Here is a 15,590-nt window from a genome sequence, read left to right as displayed (position 1 = left end):
AGGCAAGCCCTTACTCGGCTGCCATCAGCTGCTGCTCTTTCGTATCGTTGGCGCGTCCCTTGCGGGCGCTTTCCAGCTCGTCCTGCAGACGCTGTTCCTCGTGCACCTGTGGCTTGGAGAAACGGGCGATCAACAAGTATGCGACGGGGGTGATGTAGAGCGTCACCATGGTTGCCATGCCGAGGCCACCGACGATCACCCAGCCGAGCGCGATACGGGCTTCGGCACCGGCGCCCTTGGCAAGAACCAGAGGCACGCCGCCGATCACGGTGGCGATCATCGTCATCATCACCGGTCGAAGACGGATAGCGCACGCCCGTTCGATCGCCTCGCGGCAGGACGCGCCCTCGTTGCGCAGATGGTTGGCGAACTCGACGATCAGAATGCCGTTTTTCGCCATGACCCCGACAAGCAGCACAAGCCCGATCTGGCTATAGACGTTGAGACTGGAGCCGGTCAGAACCAAGGCGAAGGCAGCGCAGGCAAGTCCCAGCGGCACCGTGGACATGATGATGATCGAGGACAGGACACTTTCGAACTGCGCCGCAAGCACCAGGAAGATGATGGCGATCGCAAAGCCGAATGTCAGCGCCATGCCGCTCGAGTTTTCCTTGAGTGTCGCAGCCTCTGCCAACGGTATCAGACGTGATCCAGCTGGCAGGAGCGGCTGCGCAAGCTCGGTCGCCGCCTGCACCGCTTGACCGAGCGAGACACCGTCCTTGAGGCTGGCCGAGAAGGAGACTGCCGCAAGCCGCTGTTCGCGGTTGAGCCTCGGCGCCACGGCCCGTTCCTCGAGCGTCGCGACGGTGGAGAGCGGCACCATGCGGCCATCCTTGGCCTTCAGAAAAATGTTCTCGAGATCCGTCGGGTCATCGATCGGACGCGTCGTCGATGTCAGCTTGACCGGCGTCGCCTCGCCGTCGACAAACACGTCCACCACAGATCGGCCTTCGAGAAGAGACTGCAGCGACGTGCCGAGATTGGTGATGTCGATTCCGAGATCCGATGCCCGCTCACGGTTCACCGACACGAAGATCTGGGCCTGTGTCGGCTCGTTGTTGAGACGCGGCGTATCGAACAATCCGCTCGCACGAAGCTGGTCGACCAGTTTCAGCGCGGCGGCCGTCAGCTCTTCATGATTGGTGCCGACCATCGCCATCTGCAACCCGTTGCCGGCACCGCGGATACGCAGACTGTTCTGCTGCGTCGCGAAGGCGCGAAGCGAGGGCACGGTCGCGGTGGCCGCGTTGATATCCCGGACGATATCGGCCTGGCTACGCTCCCGCTCGGACCAAGGCGCGAGGGTCAGAACCATGAAGCCGTTATTGGTGGCGCCACCCTGCCCCGAGATCGAATAGATGTTCTGGATCTCGCCGGACGCCACGAGCGGCTGCAGTTTCTCTTCGATCTGCTGCAGCTTGTCGCGCATATATTGCAGGCTGATGCCTTCGGGCGCCGTCGCCCGCAGCATGACCATGGCCCGGTCTTCCGGTGGGGTGAGTTCGCTCTTGACCGTCTTGAAGGCCATATAGCCGGCACCGCCGAACAGCAGCGCAAAGACGATGACGATCGCCGGCGCGCCAAGGCAGGCATGCAGTGTCACCCGGTAGAAATTGGCAAACAGCGTTCCGAACCGGCCGAGCAGGCCGTCGTTCTTTTCCTGTATCGGCTTGGTCAGCATGCGCGAGGCAAGCATCGGGCAAAGCGTCAGCGCCGTGACCGAAGACAGCGCGACGGCAAATGCCAGAACGAAACCGAACTCGCGGAACAGGCCGCCCATCTGGCCGGGCAGAAACGACAGCGGAATGAATACGGCGGCAAGCGTCGCAGTCGTCGCCAGCACCGCGAAGAAAACCTCCTGCGTGCCGAGAACCGCGGCAGCGCGCGGACCCATCCCTTCCGATCGTCGTCGCACGATGTTTTCGAGAACGACGATCGCGTCATCCACCACAAGGCCGGTCGCGAGCACGATCGCCAGCAGCGTCAGGATGTTGATCGAAAACCCGACGGCATAGATTGCGACCAGCGTACCGATCAGCGCCACCGGCATGGTCAGCGCCGGGATCAGCGTCGCCTTCCAGTCGCGCAGGAAGAGATAGATGACCGCAATGACGATTGTGCCCGACAGCGCCAGCGCGATCTCGACCTCGTGCAGCGCGCCTTCGATGAAGACCGCATCGTCACTGGTGATGGCAATGCGCGTGCCCTCGGGCAACGTCTTCTGGAGATCGGCGACGGCGGCCCGCACACCTTCCGAAATGCTGAGCGTGTTCGATTGCGCCTGGCGCAGCACGCCGAGACCGACGCCCGGAACGCCGTTCGATCGCAGCGCAGTCGTGCCGTCGTCCGGCCCAAGCATCACTGTCGCGACATCGCGCAGCCGGACATTGTTGCCCAGCATGACGTTTTCGAAGTCTTCGGGCTTGGTCAGGCTCGCCGTCGCGCGCACGACAATGTCCTGCGTCGAGGATTCCAGCGAACCGGCGGGCACGTCGAGCGCAGCCGTCGATAGCGCCTCGGAGAGATCTGCAATCGTCAGCCCACGACTGGCAAGCGCCGTCTGGTTCACGTCGACGCGGAAGACCTTTTCCTGATCGCCGTAGAGTTCCACGTCAGCGACGCCGTCAACCGACGCAAGCCGGTCGGACACCTCGTTATCGACGAGAAGCGTCAGGTCTTCCATGGAGAGCGTGTTCGAGGTGACCGCAAGCCGCATGATCGGCTGACTGTCGGAATCGGCCTTGATGATGCGCGGCTCGTCCACGTCGTCAGGCAACTGGCCGGTGACACGACCAAGCGCATCGCGCACGTCGTTGGCGGCCACCGCAAGATCGGCGGTGTCGTTGAATTCCAGCGTGACACGGCTCTGACCGAACTGCGATTCCGACGAAACGGCCTTGAGGCCGGCGACCCGGGCAACCGCGCCCTCGATGATATCGGTCACCTCCTGGTCCATCGTCTGGGCAGAAGCGCCGTCATAGGTGGTGCGGATGGTGATGACCGGCTGGTCCACATCCGGCAACTCGCGCACCTCGACGCCGGCAAGAGCGGCAAGGCCTGCGACGACAAGAAGCGTGTTGAGAACCGCGGCAAGGACCGGCCGCCGCACAAAAAGCGCGGTAAAGCTGTTCTGCTTTCCGGAAGACTGGCCGGACGACCCGTTGTTATTGGCGTTACCGCTGTGGCTGCTGCTCATCGGCTGGCGACCTCCGGCGGCTTTTCACCGGCGATGCGGACGGCACCATTTTCCCGGACCCGTTGCAACCCTTCGGTTGCCACGACATCGCCATCCTTCAGATTGGCCGAGACGAGGATCGCATCGGGATTGCGCTGGATGACCCTCACCCGCTCCTTGACCGATTTGTGATCGACGATATGCCAGACGAACGAGCCTTTCGCATCCCACTGGACTGCAAGCGGATCGACGCTTGGAAAGGTCTCGCCCGGAAACCGCATCGTCACGCCGAAAGACATGCCGGCGCGGAGTTCGTCATCAACATTGGGAATTCTGGCACGAATGCGGATCGTACGGCTTGCAGGATCGACCCTGTTGTCGACGGCCTCGACCGAACCCTCGAAGGTGCGGCCTGGACGCGAGACGGAGGCGGCCTCGACCGGCATGCCAGGCTTGACCTGAACCGCGAAACGCTCCGGCGCCCAGAAATCCACCAGCAGCTCGGTACGGTTGTCGATCGTCACGATATTGCTCGCGGTCGTGACGTTGTCACCGATATTGACCGCGACGATGCCGACGATCCCGTCGATCGGCGCAACGACCGAGCGACGCTTCAGCGCCAGTTCGGCGTTGGTGACCGTCAGCTGCGCCGTTTCGGACGCAATCTGCGCGTCGAGCACGTCGAGGCGGGAGAAGCTCTTGAGGTTCCGGTAAGTATCGGATTTCTCACGCGCACTGCGCAACACCACCTGCGCCTGATCGCGCAGGATGATCTGCTCGTCGTCATCGAGCTGCGCAAGAATCTGGCCCTTTTTGACCATGTCGCCGGATTTGATGAGGATCTCGTTTACGGTGCCCGTCGCCTGCGGCATCACGATAACCGACTGGATCGCCTCGCCGTCACCGATCGCCGACAGTCTGTCGTTGACCACACCGGTTCCGACGGGTCTGGTTGCAACCAACACCACCTGGCTCTCACCGCCGCCCCGCTGCCCGCCGCGCGATGACGAAGCCGGTGCGCCCGCAACCGTTGCGGCCGCCGGCTCGGCGACATCAGGATTGATGGAAATCACCACTCCTGCGGGAACGCCCATCGAAATCAGTGACCGCCCGGCATCTGCCGACAGGTAGACCCAGAGACAGAGCCCTCCGAGCAGTACCGCAACCGACATCAGAAGCTGGTTCCAGATCCGCATTCATTCCTCGCAAGTCTATCGATAAGTGGTGCAAGTATCCCCGTTTCGCGCCCAACTGGCAAGGTCGAGGAACCTACCTTACTGTTTTGTAACATCACGCGATTTCACGGATGTGTCAGAGCTTCAACGACACGGATCCGGACGATTCCTAGGGGAAACATAGGAATGAAAAGAGAACATCGGCTGGTCTTTCGAGCCCGAATCACTACATTGGCCCGATGAGTAACAGTTACGACGACATCCCCTTCTTCGATGAGGAGCTGGAGCCCGCCCCCCGCAAGGCGCGAGGCGAAGACCAATCGGATCAGCGCCCGGTGCCGGCATCGGCTGGCAACCATGGTTCGGCTCCCGTTCCTGCTGGTGGTTCCGGTGGTGCCTCTGGTGGTTTGGGGATCGCGGCACGGGCCATGGCGGCGCGCGGCGGCAACCGGCCGTCGCCTGACTATATGACCGGCCTCAACCCGGAGCAGCGCGAAGCGGTCGAGACTTTGGATGGTCCCGTATTGGTGCTTGCCGGCGCTGGAACCGGCAAGACGCGGGTGCTCACCACCCGCATCGCCCATCTGTTGGAAACCGGCCGCGCCTATCCGAGCCAGATCCTGGCCGTGACCTTCACCAACAAGGCGGCGCGCGAGATGAAGGAGCGCATCGGCGTTCTCGTCGGCGGCGCCGTCGAAGGCATGCCGTGGCTCGGCACGTTTCACTCGATCGGCGTCAAACTGCTGCGGCGCCATTCGGAGCTGGTCGGCCTCCGATCCGATTTCACCATCTTAGACACCGACGACGTCGTGCGCCTGATCAAGCAGCTCATCCAGGCGGAAGGTCTGGACGACAAGCGCTGGCCGGCCAAGCAGTTCGCCGGCATGATCGATGGCTGGAAGAACAAGGGCCTGTTGCCGCCCGACATTCCGGAAGGCGACGCCCGAGCTTTTGCCAACGGCAAGGGCCGCGAACTCTATGCCGCCTATCAGGCCCGCCTGCGCACGCTCAACGCCTGCGATTTCGGCGACCTTTTACTGCACCCGATCGCCCTGTTCCGCAAGGCACCGGATCTGCTCAAGGAGTATCACCAGCGGTTCCGCTATATCCTCGTCGACGAGTATCAGGACACCAATACGGCCCAGTATATGTGGCTGCGTCTGCTCGCTCAGCGTCCGAAGGACGTGCCGCAAAACGTCTGCTGCGTCGGCGACGACGACCAGTCGATCTATGGTTGGCGCGGTGCCGAAGTGGAAAACATCCTTCGCTTCGACAAGGATTTCCCGGGCGCCAAGGTCATCAAGCTTGAGCGCAACTACCGCTCGACAGAGCACATCCTCGGCGCTGCCGGCCATCTGATCGCCCATAACGAAGGACGCCTCGGCAAGACGCTGTTCACCGACCGGGTCGATCCCGAAGATGAAAAGGTCATCGTCCACGCCGCCTGGGATAGCGAAGAGGAAGCCCGTGCCGTCGGTGAGGAGATCGAGCGGCTGCAGCGCGGCGATGGTCGCAGCGATGCCAAGAAACACGCGCTGAACGACATGGCGATCCTGGTGCGCGCCTCGTTTCAGATGCGCGAGTTCGAAGACCGGTTCGTGACGCTCGGCCTCAACTACCGCGTCATCGGCGGCCCGCGCTTTTACGAGCGGCTCGAGATCCGCGATGCGATGGCCTATTTCCGCATGGTCTGCCAGCCGGCCGACGACCTTGCCTTTGAGCGCATCGTCAACACACCAAAGCGCGGCCTCGGCGACACGACGATCCGCTACCTGCATGACAGCGCCCGCGCCCGCGATGTGCCCATGCTTCAGGCCGCAAGCGAAATGATCGAGACCGACGAGCTGAAGCCGAAGGCCCGCAAGGCCCTGTTCGATGTCGTGCAGAATTTCCGCAACTGGCAGGGACGTCTCGAAACCGTGCCGCATACGGAACTGGCCGAGCAGATCCTCGAAGAGTCGGGCTATACCGACATGTGGAAGAACGACAAGACCGCCGAAGCGCCGGGTCGACTGGAGAACCTCAAGGAACTAATCCGCTCGATGGAACAGTTCGAGAGCATGCGCGGCTTCCTCGAACACGTCTCGCTCGTCATGGATGCCGAGACCAACGAGAACCTCGACGCCGTGTCGATCATGACGCTGCACTCGGCCAAGGGGCTGGAATTCGAGACCGTATTCCTGCCCGGCTGGGAGGAAGGCCTGTTCCCGCACCAGCGCGCACTGGACGAAGGCGGCCGCTCGGGGCTGGAGGAGGAACGCCGCCTCGCCTATGTCGGCATCACCCGCGCAAAACGGCGCTGCCACATCTGGTTCGTCTCCAACCGGCGCATCCACGGCCTGTGGCAATCGACCATGCCATCGCGATTTCTCGATGAACTGCCGCCGAGCCATGTCGATGTCGCGTCATCGGAATCCTCGAGCTTCGGTGGCTATGGCGGCCGCGGCGGTTATGGCCAGTCACGCTTCGACAAGGCGGATGCCTTCGCCGGCAATTCCTACTCGACGCCCGGCTGGAAACGCGCCCAGGCCAACAAGACAGACGCCACCCGCGACAACTGGGGCAGCCGCTCAGGCCACGCGGTGGAACGGATCGGCTACGGCGAAAGCGGCCCCCGCGGCCGCACCATCGACGGCGAACTGGTCGCCAAATCGACAACCGAAACGCCCTCAAAATTCACCACCGGCGACCGCGTCTTCCACATCAAGTTCGGCAACGGCAATGTTACCGCGATCGAAGGCAACAAGCTGACGATCGAGTTCGACAAGGCCGGCCAGAAGCGGGTGCTGGACGGGTTCGTGGAGAAGGCGGGCTGACTGGACGTCTATCCACTCGCAAACGAGGGTCGTGACCATGATGAGGGCTTTAGAATTTGATGAATGACATCTCCCTCACCAACAGCGACGTCGTCGAACTCACCGCATGGCGCCGCCGGCTTCATACCATGCCTGATGTCTCCGGTGAGGAAGCGGAGACGGCGCGCGAGGTGGTGCGGTTCCTGTCGGAGACCGGTCCGGACGCGGTGGTCGAAGGTATTGGCGGCACCGGCGTCGCGGTCGTCTACGACAGTGGCGTGCCCGGAATGACGGTGATGCTGCGCGCGGAACTCGATGCTCTTCCGATCGAGGAACTGGGCGACCCCGAGCACAAGTCGAAGGTATCGGGAAAGAGCCATATGTGCGGCCATGACGGGCATACGGCAACGCTTGCGGCGGTCGGCCGCGCGCTCGGACGTCGGCGGCCAGCGAAGGGTCGTGTCGTTCTCCTGTTCCAGCCGGCGGAGGAAACCGGCGCCGGGGCGGCAGCGGTCCTTGCCGACGACAAGTTTCGGGACCTGACACCCGATATCAGCCTGTCCCTGCACAACATGCCGGGCATCCCGCTCGGCCACGTTCATCTGAAGGACGGCCCGACCAATTGCGCGTCGCGCGGCATGAAAATCATCCTGACCGGCAAGACTGCCCACGCGGCATGGCCAGAGACCGGGATCTCGCCGGTTTCGGCCGTGGCCAAGCTGCTGCCAGCCCTGAGCGGTATTTCGGCAGGCTCTGTCGAAAACGACGACCTCGTGCGAGCGACCGTGACCCACGTGACGATCGGTGAACCCGCGGCGGGCATTTCACCGGCGCATGGCGAGATCTGGGTGACGTTGCGCACCTCGACGGATGATCAAATGTCCGCTCTTGTCGAACAGGCGGAGACAATGGCGAGAGACGCGGCTGCGGCGGATGGGCTGGCCCTGGCCTTGTCCTATCAGGATGTGTTCGGCCACTGCATCAACCACCCCGCTGCAGCCGACATCCTGAGGGCCGCGATGGATGCCGAGAGCGTGCCGCATGTCGCTGGAGAAGCCTACCGCGCCTCGGAGGATTTCGGTCGCTTCGCTAAGGTCTCGAAATCGGCCATGCTGTTTCTCGGCGCCGGCGAAAGCCACCCTGCCCTGCACAACCCGACTTATGATTATCCCGACGATCTGATTGCGATCGGCGCGCGCATCTTCCTGGCCGCAACGCGGCAGGTGCTGGGCTGACAACGAAAAACGGAGCCTAAAAGGCTCCGTTTGTTTTGAGTTTGATCAGGCGTCCTTGTTGCCGAACAGCTTTGCCATGATGCCGCCGCCGCTTGGGCCGGCGCCGGGGCGCTTGCCATCCCACTTCGGCACGATGATCATGTGGGTGATCTCGCCGCGCTGGAAGGCCTTGAGGAACTTGTCGTAGTCGGCGAAGGCCACGCAACCGTGGCTGTCGCCGCGAACGCGAAGCAGGAAGCTGTGGGCGAGAAGACCCGTGCGGCCCTGAGGCGCCTTGCCGTCGGTCGGCGTCAGGCGGATTGCCGCAACACCGTGGAACAGCGATTCGCGCATCGAGAGCTTGTAGGTGCCCGGAGGTGTCGGGCCGCGCATCTTCACATGCGTGAACTTCGGGTTGTCGCGCATGCTGCCGATGCCGGAATGGGCTTCGAGCTTGCTGCCATTCGGCATGATGACCACGCCGTTGGTGATGTCGTAGATCGCAACCTTGGTCCCGATACCAGGCCACTTCGGCGAACCCTGCGACGGCGCGAGAGGCTCTTCGCGCATCGGGTTGTTCGGCTTGGCAAAGGCAAGCACGGTTGGCTTGTCGTTATCGTTGTCGCCACGGCCAGGCTTTTGCGGTGCGACGGCTGCGATTGCGGCAAGTGCATTCGGCTTCTCAGGCTTGACGGAAGCGACGGCCATGGAAGCGCTGGTGGTGGCCGCACCGGGACGCAGGACCGGCAGTGGTCCGGCTTTCGGCAGCGCCTGGGCGAGAGATGTCGGCGCAGGTGAAGGCAGCGGCGTCGCCTGTTCGGCAATCGCCACCGTATCCTCCGACATGCTTTCCGGCAGATCGCTGTCGAGCGACGCGAGTTCCACCGGCTTCATCGTGTCGAGTTCCGCCACCTCTGTCGCCGGCTGAACTTCCTGGAGAATGTCGGGCATTGCGCCCAGAGCTTCGCTACCGCGTGGCGCTACGACCACAAGACTTTCCATGGCAGAACCGAGGGCGGACTTGATCTGGTCGGAGCCGGGCCGAAGCTTGCCAAGGGCCGCAAACTGCTGTTCGGTTTCGGCGTGACGGGCAGCCTTTGCCATCGCGAGATGCATCGACTGACGAACGCTTGCGTCATCCGGACGCTGGGAAGAGAGAGCAGCAAGCTGCGCTCCTTCCAGACGACCGCGCTTCGGCTCGGCCGGCGCGCTGCCTGGAAGGCGAGAGAATTTCGAGATATCGAGATTGCGGTCCGCAGTGCGCGCCGATGCAGCCACGAGATGCTCGCGCGCCGTTGGTGGCGCAAGCAGGGCCGTTTCGAACCTGATGCTGGGGGCAGACTTGACCGAGGTCGCGACCGTGACCATCGAGGCACCAACCAGCGCCGCCACGGTAAAGCCGACGCCAAGCGCCATATTCGTCATGAGTGAGCGGGACTTCTTGCGGCGCGCCTGCGCCGAGGATGCTTTCGATGCCGCTTTGCGACCGTTCTGCTTCGAAGCTTTGGATTCCAACTGACGCGCCATTACTCGTTACCCGAACCGTTACTCACACCGGCAAGGCCTGCTTTCGCAGTCTTGCCCGCAAGATCAAAGCGGACTGAGAAAGCAGACAGGATCTGCTCATCGCCGCCAATCGACTGCATATGAGAATGAACGATTATGGTAACCAATGTCTTTACGCCGCCCCGATTTGGTTTCGGTGGTGCACTTAAAAGCGCATACCGCCGGAAGTTAAGCAGAAATGCGGCAAAGGGGTGTTCGACCCTGCCCGCAAGTCCGGTGTCTAGCTCGTCGACTGTTGCTGTTTAGCGACAAAAGTTAACAAACTCAAGGCTTACACCGGTTTTTAACTGTTGCGACATTTGAGGTACGAAATCGCACCCGCAATTTTGAGGGGGTAAGATGCGGCAAGCCCGAGCCAAAGTGTGGCGACACTCTGTCTGAACCCACATGCGAAAATGGGCGCCTCTGTGGAGGCGCCCATGGATCGTGGAGTTTTGAAGGGATGCGGTGAACGGCTCAACCGTCGGCCCGGCGAATGGACCGACCTTCCATGAAGAAGAAGGGCCGCAATTTCACACCCAGCACATTTCCGGCAAACGCCGCGACTGCCCAGAGATAACCATGCAGGCTGCCGGACGCGATGCCGGAGAAATAGGCTCCGATATTGCAGCCATAGGCGATTCGCGCACCGTAGCCGAGCAGCAGGCCGCCAACGACGGCCGCAAGGATCGAACGCAGCGGGATGTCGAGGCTGGGAGCAAACTTTCCAGCCAGCGCCGCCGCCAGCATGGCGCCCGCGATGAGGCCGAAATCCATGACGGATGTGACATCGGCAAACACGCTTCCGGCCAGAGCCTTGGCATTCCCCGGCTGCTGCCAATAGGCCCAGGCTGTCGGATCAAAGCCGATCGCCTGCGCGCCCTTCGCACCCCAGAGCGCGAAGGCGGACGTGATCCCCCAGGGACGGCCGGCGATTGCGAGCGTCGCGAAATTGAGGATGACGAGTGCAATCGCGCCAGCCACCAGCGGCCACGGACCACGCAGATAGCGGGCAAGACCATGCCGTGGCGAAGGTGGTGCCTGTTCAAGTGCGCCGTTGCGCCGCTTCTCGACGACCACAGTGATCGCGGCGATCGCCGCAAAGATGGCAAGCGATACCGCAATGCCGCCAAATGCACCGAAGGTCTGGAACAGAGACGTCGGCGGCAGCGAAGGAAGACTGACCCACCAGTCGAAGTGGATGGTGGCGAGAACCGAACCGACGATGAAGAAGAACAGGGTCACCAGCATGCGCGCATTGCCACCACCGGCGGTAAACAGCGTGCCGGATGCACAACCGCCGCCAAGCTGCATCCCGATGCCGAACATGAAGGCGCCGACGATCACGCCGATACCGGCCGGCGAAATATTGCCACGCACCTCGGTGCCGAACAGCACGCCGTTGGATAGAGCCGGGAAAAACAGGATGACGGCAAGCGCCAGAAGAATCATCTGAACGCGAAGACCCCGGCCCCGGCCCTCCGCAATGAAGACACGCCAGGCAGACGTGAACCCGAAGGCCGCGTGATAGAGCGCGATGCCAAGCCCGCCTCCGATGAGGAAGAGCGCACCTTGGGCTGGACCATAAGCGAGGCCGAGCGCAACGGTGCCGACAACAAGCACGATGAGAGCGCCGAGACCGGGAAAACCGATCGGCGGCAGGCCTTCAGCCCGCGTTTCTAGCGAAGACGACAGTGACATGGGAGGAACTCCGTGAAGATGACCTCTAGATAGGGTCGTGGTCCGCATCCGACGAGGAATCACGTTTCAACATTGGGCTCGAAACCGGATTGAGATTTCAGATCGGTCAGCAAAAGCGATCGAGATATCTTTCGAAATTCTAGAAAACGCGGAGATCAAACGACCGCAGAACCTGCCACCGAGGCCGACCGTTTCGTCACAAGTGATTTGGAGCGACGATCGTGTGCGCAGAAGAGGCTTGATCGATGCCGCCATGCTTGGCATCTTCGTGTGACAAGGAAGAACCACTCGTGAGGACGATCTATGAAAGCGCTGCTCCTGATCGACATCCAGAATGGCTTCTGCCCGGGCGGAAACCTTGCCGTTGCCCACGGTGACGATATCGTGCCGATCGCAAACAGCCTCATTTCCGACGGCGGTTACGACGTGATCGTCGCCTCGCAGGACTGGCATCCCGCCAATCACGGCAGCTTCGCCTCCCAGCATCCGGGCAAGAAACCATTCGACATGGGCGAGCTCTCCGGCCAGCCGCAGGTCATGTGGCCGGATCACTGCGTACAGGAAACAGCGGATGCGGAATTCCACCCGGATCTCGATATCGGCGCAGTCGATTATATCCAGCAAAAGGGCGAAAACCCTGCGGTCGACAGCTATTCCGCCTTTCGCGACAACGACCAGGCCGCCCTTACCGGCCTTGCCGGTTACCTCCGGGCGCAGCAGATTACGGAGCTTGACGTTTGCGGTCTCGCCACGGACTACTGCGTGAAGTTTTCAGCCTTGGACGCTGTCGAAATGCTGCCGGACGTTAAAGTGCGCTTCATCGAGGATGCGAGCCGCGGCATAACACCCGAGGGCGTCAGGGCTGCCATCGAGGAGATGCGCGCCAACGGCGTCGGCATTATCAAGAGCAGCGAGATTCTCGCGGACTGACGCACTCCGCGCCGCCGATCGTTCAGCAAAATCGATACACGCATCAACGCAATTCGATTGTCACCGGGCGCTCACGTGCATAAACGAAGCATTGCACGCGCACGCATCGGAAGACTCATGAGTTTCAGCGAACCGATCACCACAAGCGGCCAGATCAGGAACGGATTGAAGAAGGGCTTCGTCATCGTCCTCTCCTCAGCCCCGTTCGGCATCCTGTTCGGAGCGATCGCCATCGACAACGGTTTCAGCATGGCGGAAGCGGCGCTGATGAGCGCGTTTGTCTTTGGCGGTGCGAGTCAGTTGGTCGGGATCGAACTGTTCGGCCACCATGTCGCGGCCTGGATGATCGTGCTCTCGGTGCTCGCCGTCAATTTCCGCCACGTTCTCTATTCCGCGGCAGTATCGCCGATCCTCGGGCGCTTCCCGCTCCTCAAGCGCTGTCTTTCGTTTTTCCTGCTGACCGATCCGCAATTTGCAGAGACGGAGAAACGTGAAGAACAGACCCCCGTAACCTTCGCCTGGTACATCGCCATGGGCGGCGTGGTCTGGATTGGATGGGTCGGTAATACCATTGTCGGCGCGCTGTTCGGCAGCCTGATCGGCGACCCGAAGGCGATCGGCATCGATGTCCTCCTGCCCGTCTACTTTCTCGGTCTGGTGATGGGCTTTCGCAAACGGCACAATTTTCTACCCGTCCTCGTCGCCGGAGCAGTCGGATCGGTTGTCGCCTACTGGGTCGTCGGGTCACCCTGGCATATCAGTGTGGGGGCAGCGCTCGGGATCGTCGTCGCGGCCATCCTGCCTCCTCCCGGAGCCTCGGATCACGACGTGAAAGACCCGGCCCTTGAAACGGAGGCTGCGTAGTGGAAACCGGCATGAGCGCCTTCTCCGTCGATAGCCAGACCGTCACCCTGATCCTGATGGCCGCAATTGCGACATACGCCACGCGGCTCGGCGGCTACATCCTTGTCAACAGCCTGAAACGCATACCGCCACGGGTGGAATCGGCCCTCAACGCCGTGCCGGCCGCCGTTCTGGTGACACTCGTCGCTCCACCCTTCGTCAACAGCGGCTGGGACGTGCGCATTGCGATGATCGCGGCGCTGGTGTTCGGCTTGCGTTTTCCGGGCCTCATGGTCCTCGTCGTCGGCTGGGCGGCAGTCATGGCCGCCCGGCACGGTTTCGGTATCGGCATGTAATCCGGTTCAGCCGGAGATCGGCGCCGTCGCAGCAGTGAGCCAGGTCTTGACCGAATCCTTGTCGATCAGCGGCATCAGTTTTTCGCGCACCTCTGCGTGATAGTCGTTCAGCCACTGCAGTTCTTCCGAGGTCATCAGCGAGGCGACGACGAGGCGGCGATCGATCGGGCACCAGGTCAGCGTCTCGAACGACAGAACCGGCATGTCCCCACCCTCGACAGGCGCGGCATCGTTCACGAAGATCAGGTTCTCGATCCGGATCCCGAAGGCGCCGGGGCGGTAATAGCCGGGCTCGTTCGAAAGGATCATGCCGGGCAGAAGCTCCTGCGTCGACATCCGCGAGATACGCTGCGGCCCCTCATGCACGGAGAGATAGGACCCGACGCCGTGTCCCGTGCCATGCGCGAAATCCGCCCCCGCCTTCCACAGCGCGATCCGAGCGAGCGGATCGAGATCGCAGCCGCGCGTTCCCTTCGGAAACTTCGCCGTGCTGATGGCGATCATGCCCTTCAGAACCAGCGTGAAGAAGCGCTTGCGATCCTCGGAAACCGAGCCGACCGCAACCGTGCGGGTGATATCCGTCGTGCCGTTCACATACTGCGCACCCGAATCGATCAGGAACAGTTCGCCGGGTAGGATCTGCCGGTTGCTTTCGGACGTCACCCGGTAATGCATGATCGCAGCATGCTCTCCGGCACCGGAAATCGTATCGAAGGAAACGTCCTTCAGCGGGTTCTGCATGCTCTGGCCGACGCGGGCCCGGGTCGCTTCCAGCGTCTTTACCGCATCGATCTCGGTGATTGGGCCCGGCGTCTGGCCATCCAACCAGCACAGAAACTCGACGACAGCCGCGCCATCCTGCAGATGCGCCTTGGCAGATCCATCGAGTTCCGCCGAATTCTTGCAGGCGCGCGGCAGCTTCGCCGGATCGATCCCCTCGACCACCTCGCCGCCGGCTGCGACGATTGCAGCCGTCAGCGCGAGCGGTGTCAAATCCGGATCGATCAGGATGCGGGCGCCGTTTTTGGAGACCTCGGCAAGACGGCCGAGGAACTCGGAGGGATCCCGCCGGAGGGCGAGAGCGTCCAGGTAGGCCGCCTCTTCGCTCCCGAGCTTCGCCGCATCGATGAAGAGTTCTGCCTTGCCGTTTGAAAAGACGATCGCGCGCGCGAGCGGGTGTGGCGTGTGCGGCACGTCAGCCCCGCGAACATTGAAGATCCAGGCGACGGAGGACGGATCCGTGATCAGTACCGCAGACAGTCCCTTCGCTTCGGTCTGGCGCGCGATCTCGCTCAGCTTGTCGCAGGCCGGCTTTCCGGCGAACTCTTCTCTCTGGATGGTCAACGCGCCAACCGGTTCCGCAGGGCGATCGCTCCAGATCGCATCGAGCGGATTGTGGGCCAGCGAAACCAGCGTGCCGCCGATCTCCGCAAGCGCCTTTTCCAGCCTGCGCACTTCCGCACCGGCATGCAGCCAAGGGTCGATGCCGAGGCGGAACCCTTTCGGCGCATGTTTCGCAATCCAGGCATGCGGCGGCTCGCCGACCAGATCGCCGCCGGAAAACACAGTTCCGTCAACCTGTTCGGCCAGTTGCGTCACGTAACGTCCATCGACGAACACGATCGCCTCACGCTGCGTGATGAGCGCCATGCCGGCAGATCCGGTAAAGCCGGTCAACCATGACAGGCGCTCGGCCGACTCAGGCACATACTCGCCCTGATACTCGTCGGCGCGGGGCACGAGAAACCCGTCGATGCCGAGTTCGGCAAAGCCGTCGCGCAGGGCAGTCACCCTTTCGCGGCCGAACTGCGGGGCGGACTTGGTCTCGAACGATTGAAACATGAGTGAATTCCGGC

10 protein-coding genes are annotated in these 15,590 nt (G+C 62.3%); 5 read left to right on the top strand and 5 right to left on the bottom strand.

The window, feature by feature from the left end; translation table 11 throughout:
• Positions 1–10: 10 nt before the first annotated feature.
• On the bottom strand, positions 11–3,196 hold the full coding sequence (locus tag AC0JZ8_RS12705) for an efflux RND transporter permease subunit (RefSeq protein WP_471892647.1): 3,186 nt from the start codon (positions 3,194–3,196) through the stop codon (positions 11–13).
• A complete protein-coding gene (locus AC0JZ8_RS12700; RefSeq protein ID WP_471892646.1) occupies positions 3,193–4,371 on the bottom strand; it encodes an efflux RND transporter periplasmic adaptor subunit in 1,179 nt (392 codons plus the stop codon). The genes AC0JZ8_RS12705 and AC0JZ8_RS12700 overlap by 4 nt, the downstream gene beginning before the upstream one ends.
• Positions 4,372–4,589: 218 nt before the next feature.
• Between AC0JZ8_RS12700 and AC0JZ8_RS12695 the strand changes: the two genes are divergently transcribed.
• On the top strand, positions 4,590–7,166 hold the full coding sequence (locus AC0JZ8_RS12695) for an ATP-dependent helicase (protein ID WP_471892645.1): 2,577 nt from the start codon (positions 4,590–4,592) through the stop codon (positions 7,164–7,166).
• Between the two features lie 68 nt (positions 7,167–7,234).
• Positions 7,235–8,380 (top strand): amidohydrolase, encoded by a 1,146-nt coding sequence (locus AC0JZ8_RS12690; protein ID WP_471893367.1) that lies wholly within the window; start codon positions 7,235–7,237, stop codon positions 8,378–8,380.
• Positions 8,381–8,425: 45 nt separating this feature from the next.
• On the opposite strand, the gene AC0JZ8_RS12685 is transcribed toward AC0JZ8_RS12690, so the two are convergent.
• Together AC0JZ8_RS12685 and AC0JZ8_RS12680 are read right to left on the bottom strand one after the other, a co-directional pair.
• Entirely contained in the window at positions 8,426–9,874 is a 1,449-nt protein-coding gene (locus tag AC0JZ8_RS12685; RefSeq protein ID WP_471892644.1) for a DUF2778 domain-containing protein, read from the bottom strand.
• Positions 9,875–10,381: 507 nt separating this feature from the next.
• On the bottom strand, positions 10,382–11,605 hold the full coding sequence (locus AC0JZ8_RS12680; RefSeq protein ID WP_062581070.1) for a YeeE/YedE family protein: 1,224 nt from the start codon (positions 11,603–11,605) through the stop codon (positions 10,382–10,384).
• A 303-nt stretch (positions 11,606–11,908) separates the two neighbouring features.
• Here AC0JZ8_RS12680 and pncA point away from each other — a divergent pair, with 303 nt between their 5' ends.
• The 3 genes from pncA (at position 11,909) to AC0JZ8_RS12665 (ending at position 13,734) form a co-directional block, all read left to right on the top strand.
• Positions 11,909–12,535, top strand: a complete 627-nt coding sequence (gene pncA, locus AC0JZ8_RS12675) for a bifunctional nicotinamidase/pyrazinamidase (protein ID WP_209901240.1) — start codon at positions 11,909–11,911, stop codon at positions 12,533–12,535.
• Positions 12,536–12,652: 117 nt separating this feature from the next.
• On the top strand, positions 12,653–13,399 hold the full coding sequence (locus AC0JZ8_RS12670; RefSeq protein WP_174196527.1) for an AzlC family ABC transporter permease: 747 nt from the start codon (positions 12,653–12,655) through the stop codon (positions 13,397–13,399).
• Positions 13,400–13,410: 11 nt separating this feature from the next.
• A complete protein-coding gene (locus tag AC0JZ8_RS12665; protein WP_062457971.1) occupies positions 13,411–13,734 on the top strand; it encodes an AzlD family protein in 324 nt (107 codons plus the stop codon).
• A 6-nt stretch (positions 13,735–13,740) separates the two neighbouring features.
• Here AC0JZ8_RS12665 and AC0JZ8_RS12660 read toward each other — a convergent pair whose 3' ends face one another.
• Complete coding sequence (locus tag AC0JZ8_RS12660; protein WP_471892643.1) at positions 13,741–15,576, bottom strand: aminopeptidase P family protein; 1,836 nt, start codon at positions 15,574–15,576, stop codon at positions 13,741–13,743.
• Positions 15,577–15,590: the final 14 nt, after the last annotated feature.

The sequence above is a fragment of the Velazquezella soli genome, assembly GCF_977018685.1.
This window is presented reverse-complemented; position numbering and strand designations above follow the sequence as displayed.

What these genes read in the sequence shown, in the direction of transcription:
- AC0JZ8_RS12695 (WP_471892645.1), top strand. Translation starts at nt 4,590, where the DNA reads ATGAGTAACAGTTACGACGACATCCCCTTCTTCGATGAGGAGCTGGAG.
- pncA (WP_209901240.1), top strand. Translation starts at nt 11,909, where the DNA reads ATGAAAGCGCTGCTCCTGATCGACATCCAGAATGGCTTCTGCCCGGGC.
- AC0JZ8_RS12670 (WP_174196527.1), top strand. Translation starts at nt 12,653, where the DNA reads ATGAGTTTCAGCGAACCGATCACCACAAGCGGCCAGATCAGGAACGGA.
- AC0JZ8_RS12705 (WP_471892647.1), bottom strand. Translation starts at nt 3,196, where the DNA reads ATGAGCAGCAGCCACAGCGGTAACGCCAATAACAACGGGTCGTCCGGC.
- AC0JZ8_RS12700 (WP_471892646.1), bottom strand. Translation starts at nt 4,371, where the DNA reads ATGCGGATCTGGAACCAGCTTCTGATGTCGGTTGCGGTACTGCTCGGA.
- AC0JZ8_RS12665 (WP_062457971.1), top strand. Translation starts at nt 13,411, where the DNA reads ATGAGCGCCTTCTCCGTCGATAGCCAGACCGTCACCCTGATCCTGATG.
- AC0JZ8_RS12680 (WP_062581070.1), bottom strand. Translation starts at nt 11,605, where the DNA reads ATGTCACTGTCGTCTTCGCTAGAAACGCGGGCTGAAGGCCTGCCGCCG.
- AC0JZ8_RS12660 (WP_471892643.1), bottom strand. Translation starts at nt 15,576, where the DNA reads ATGTTTCAATCGTTCGAGACCAAGTCCGCCCCGCAGTTCGGCCGCGAA.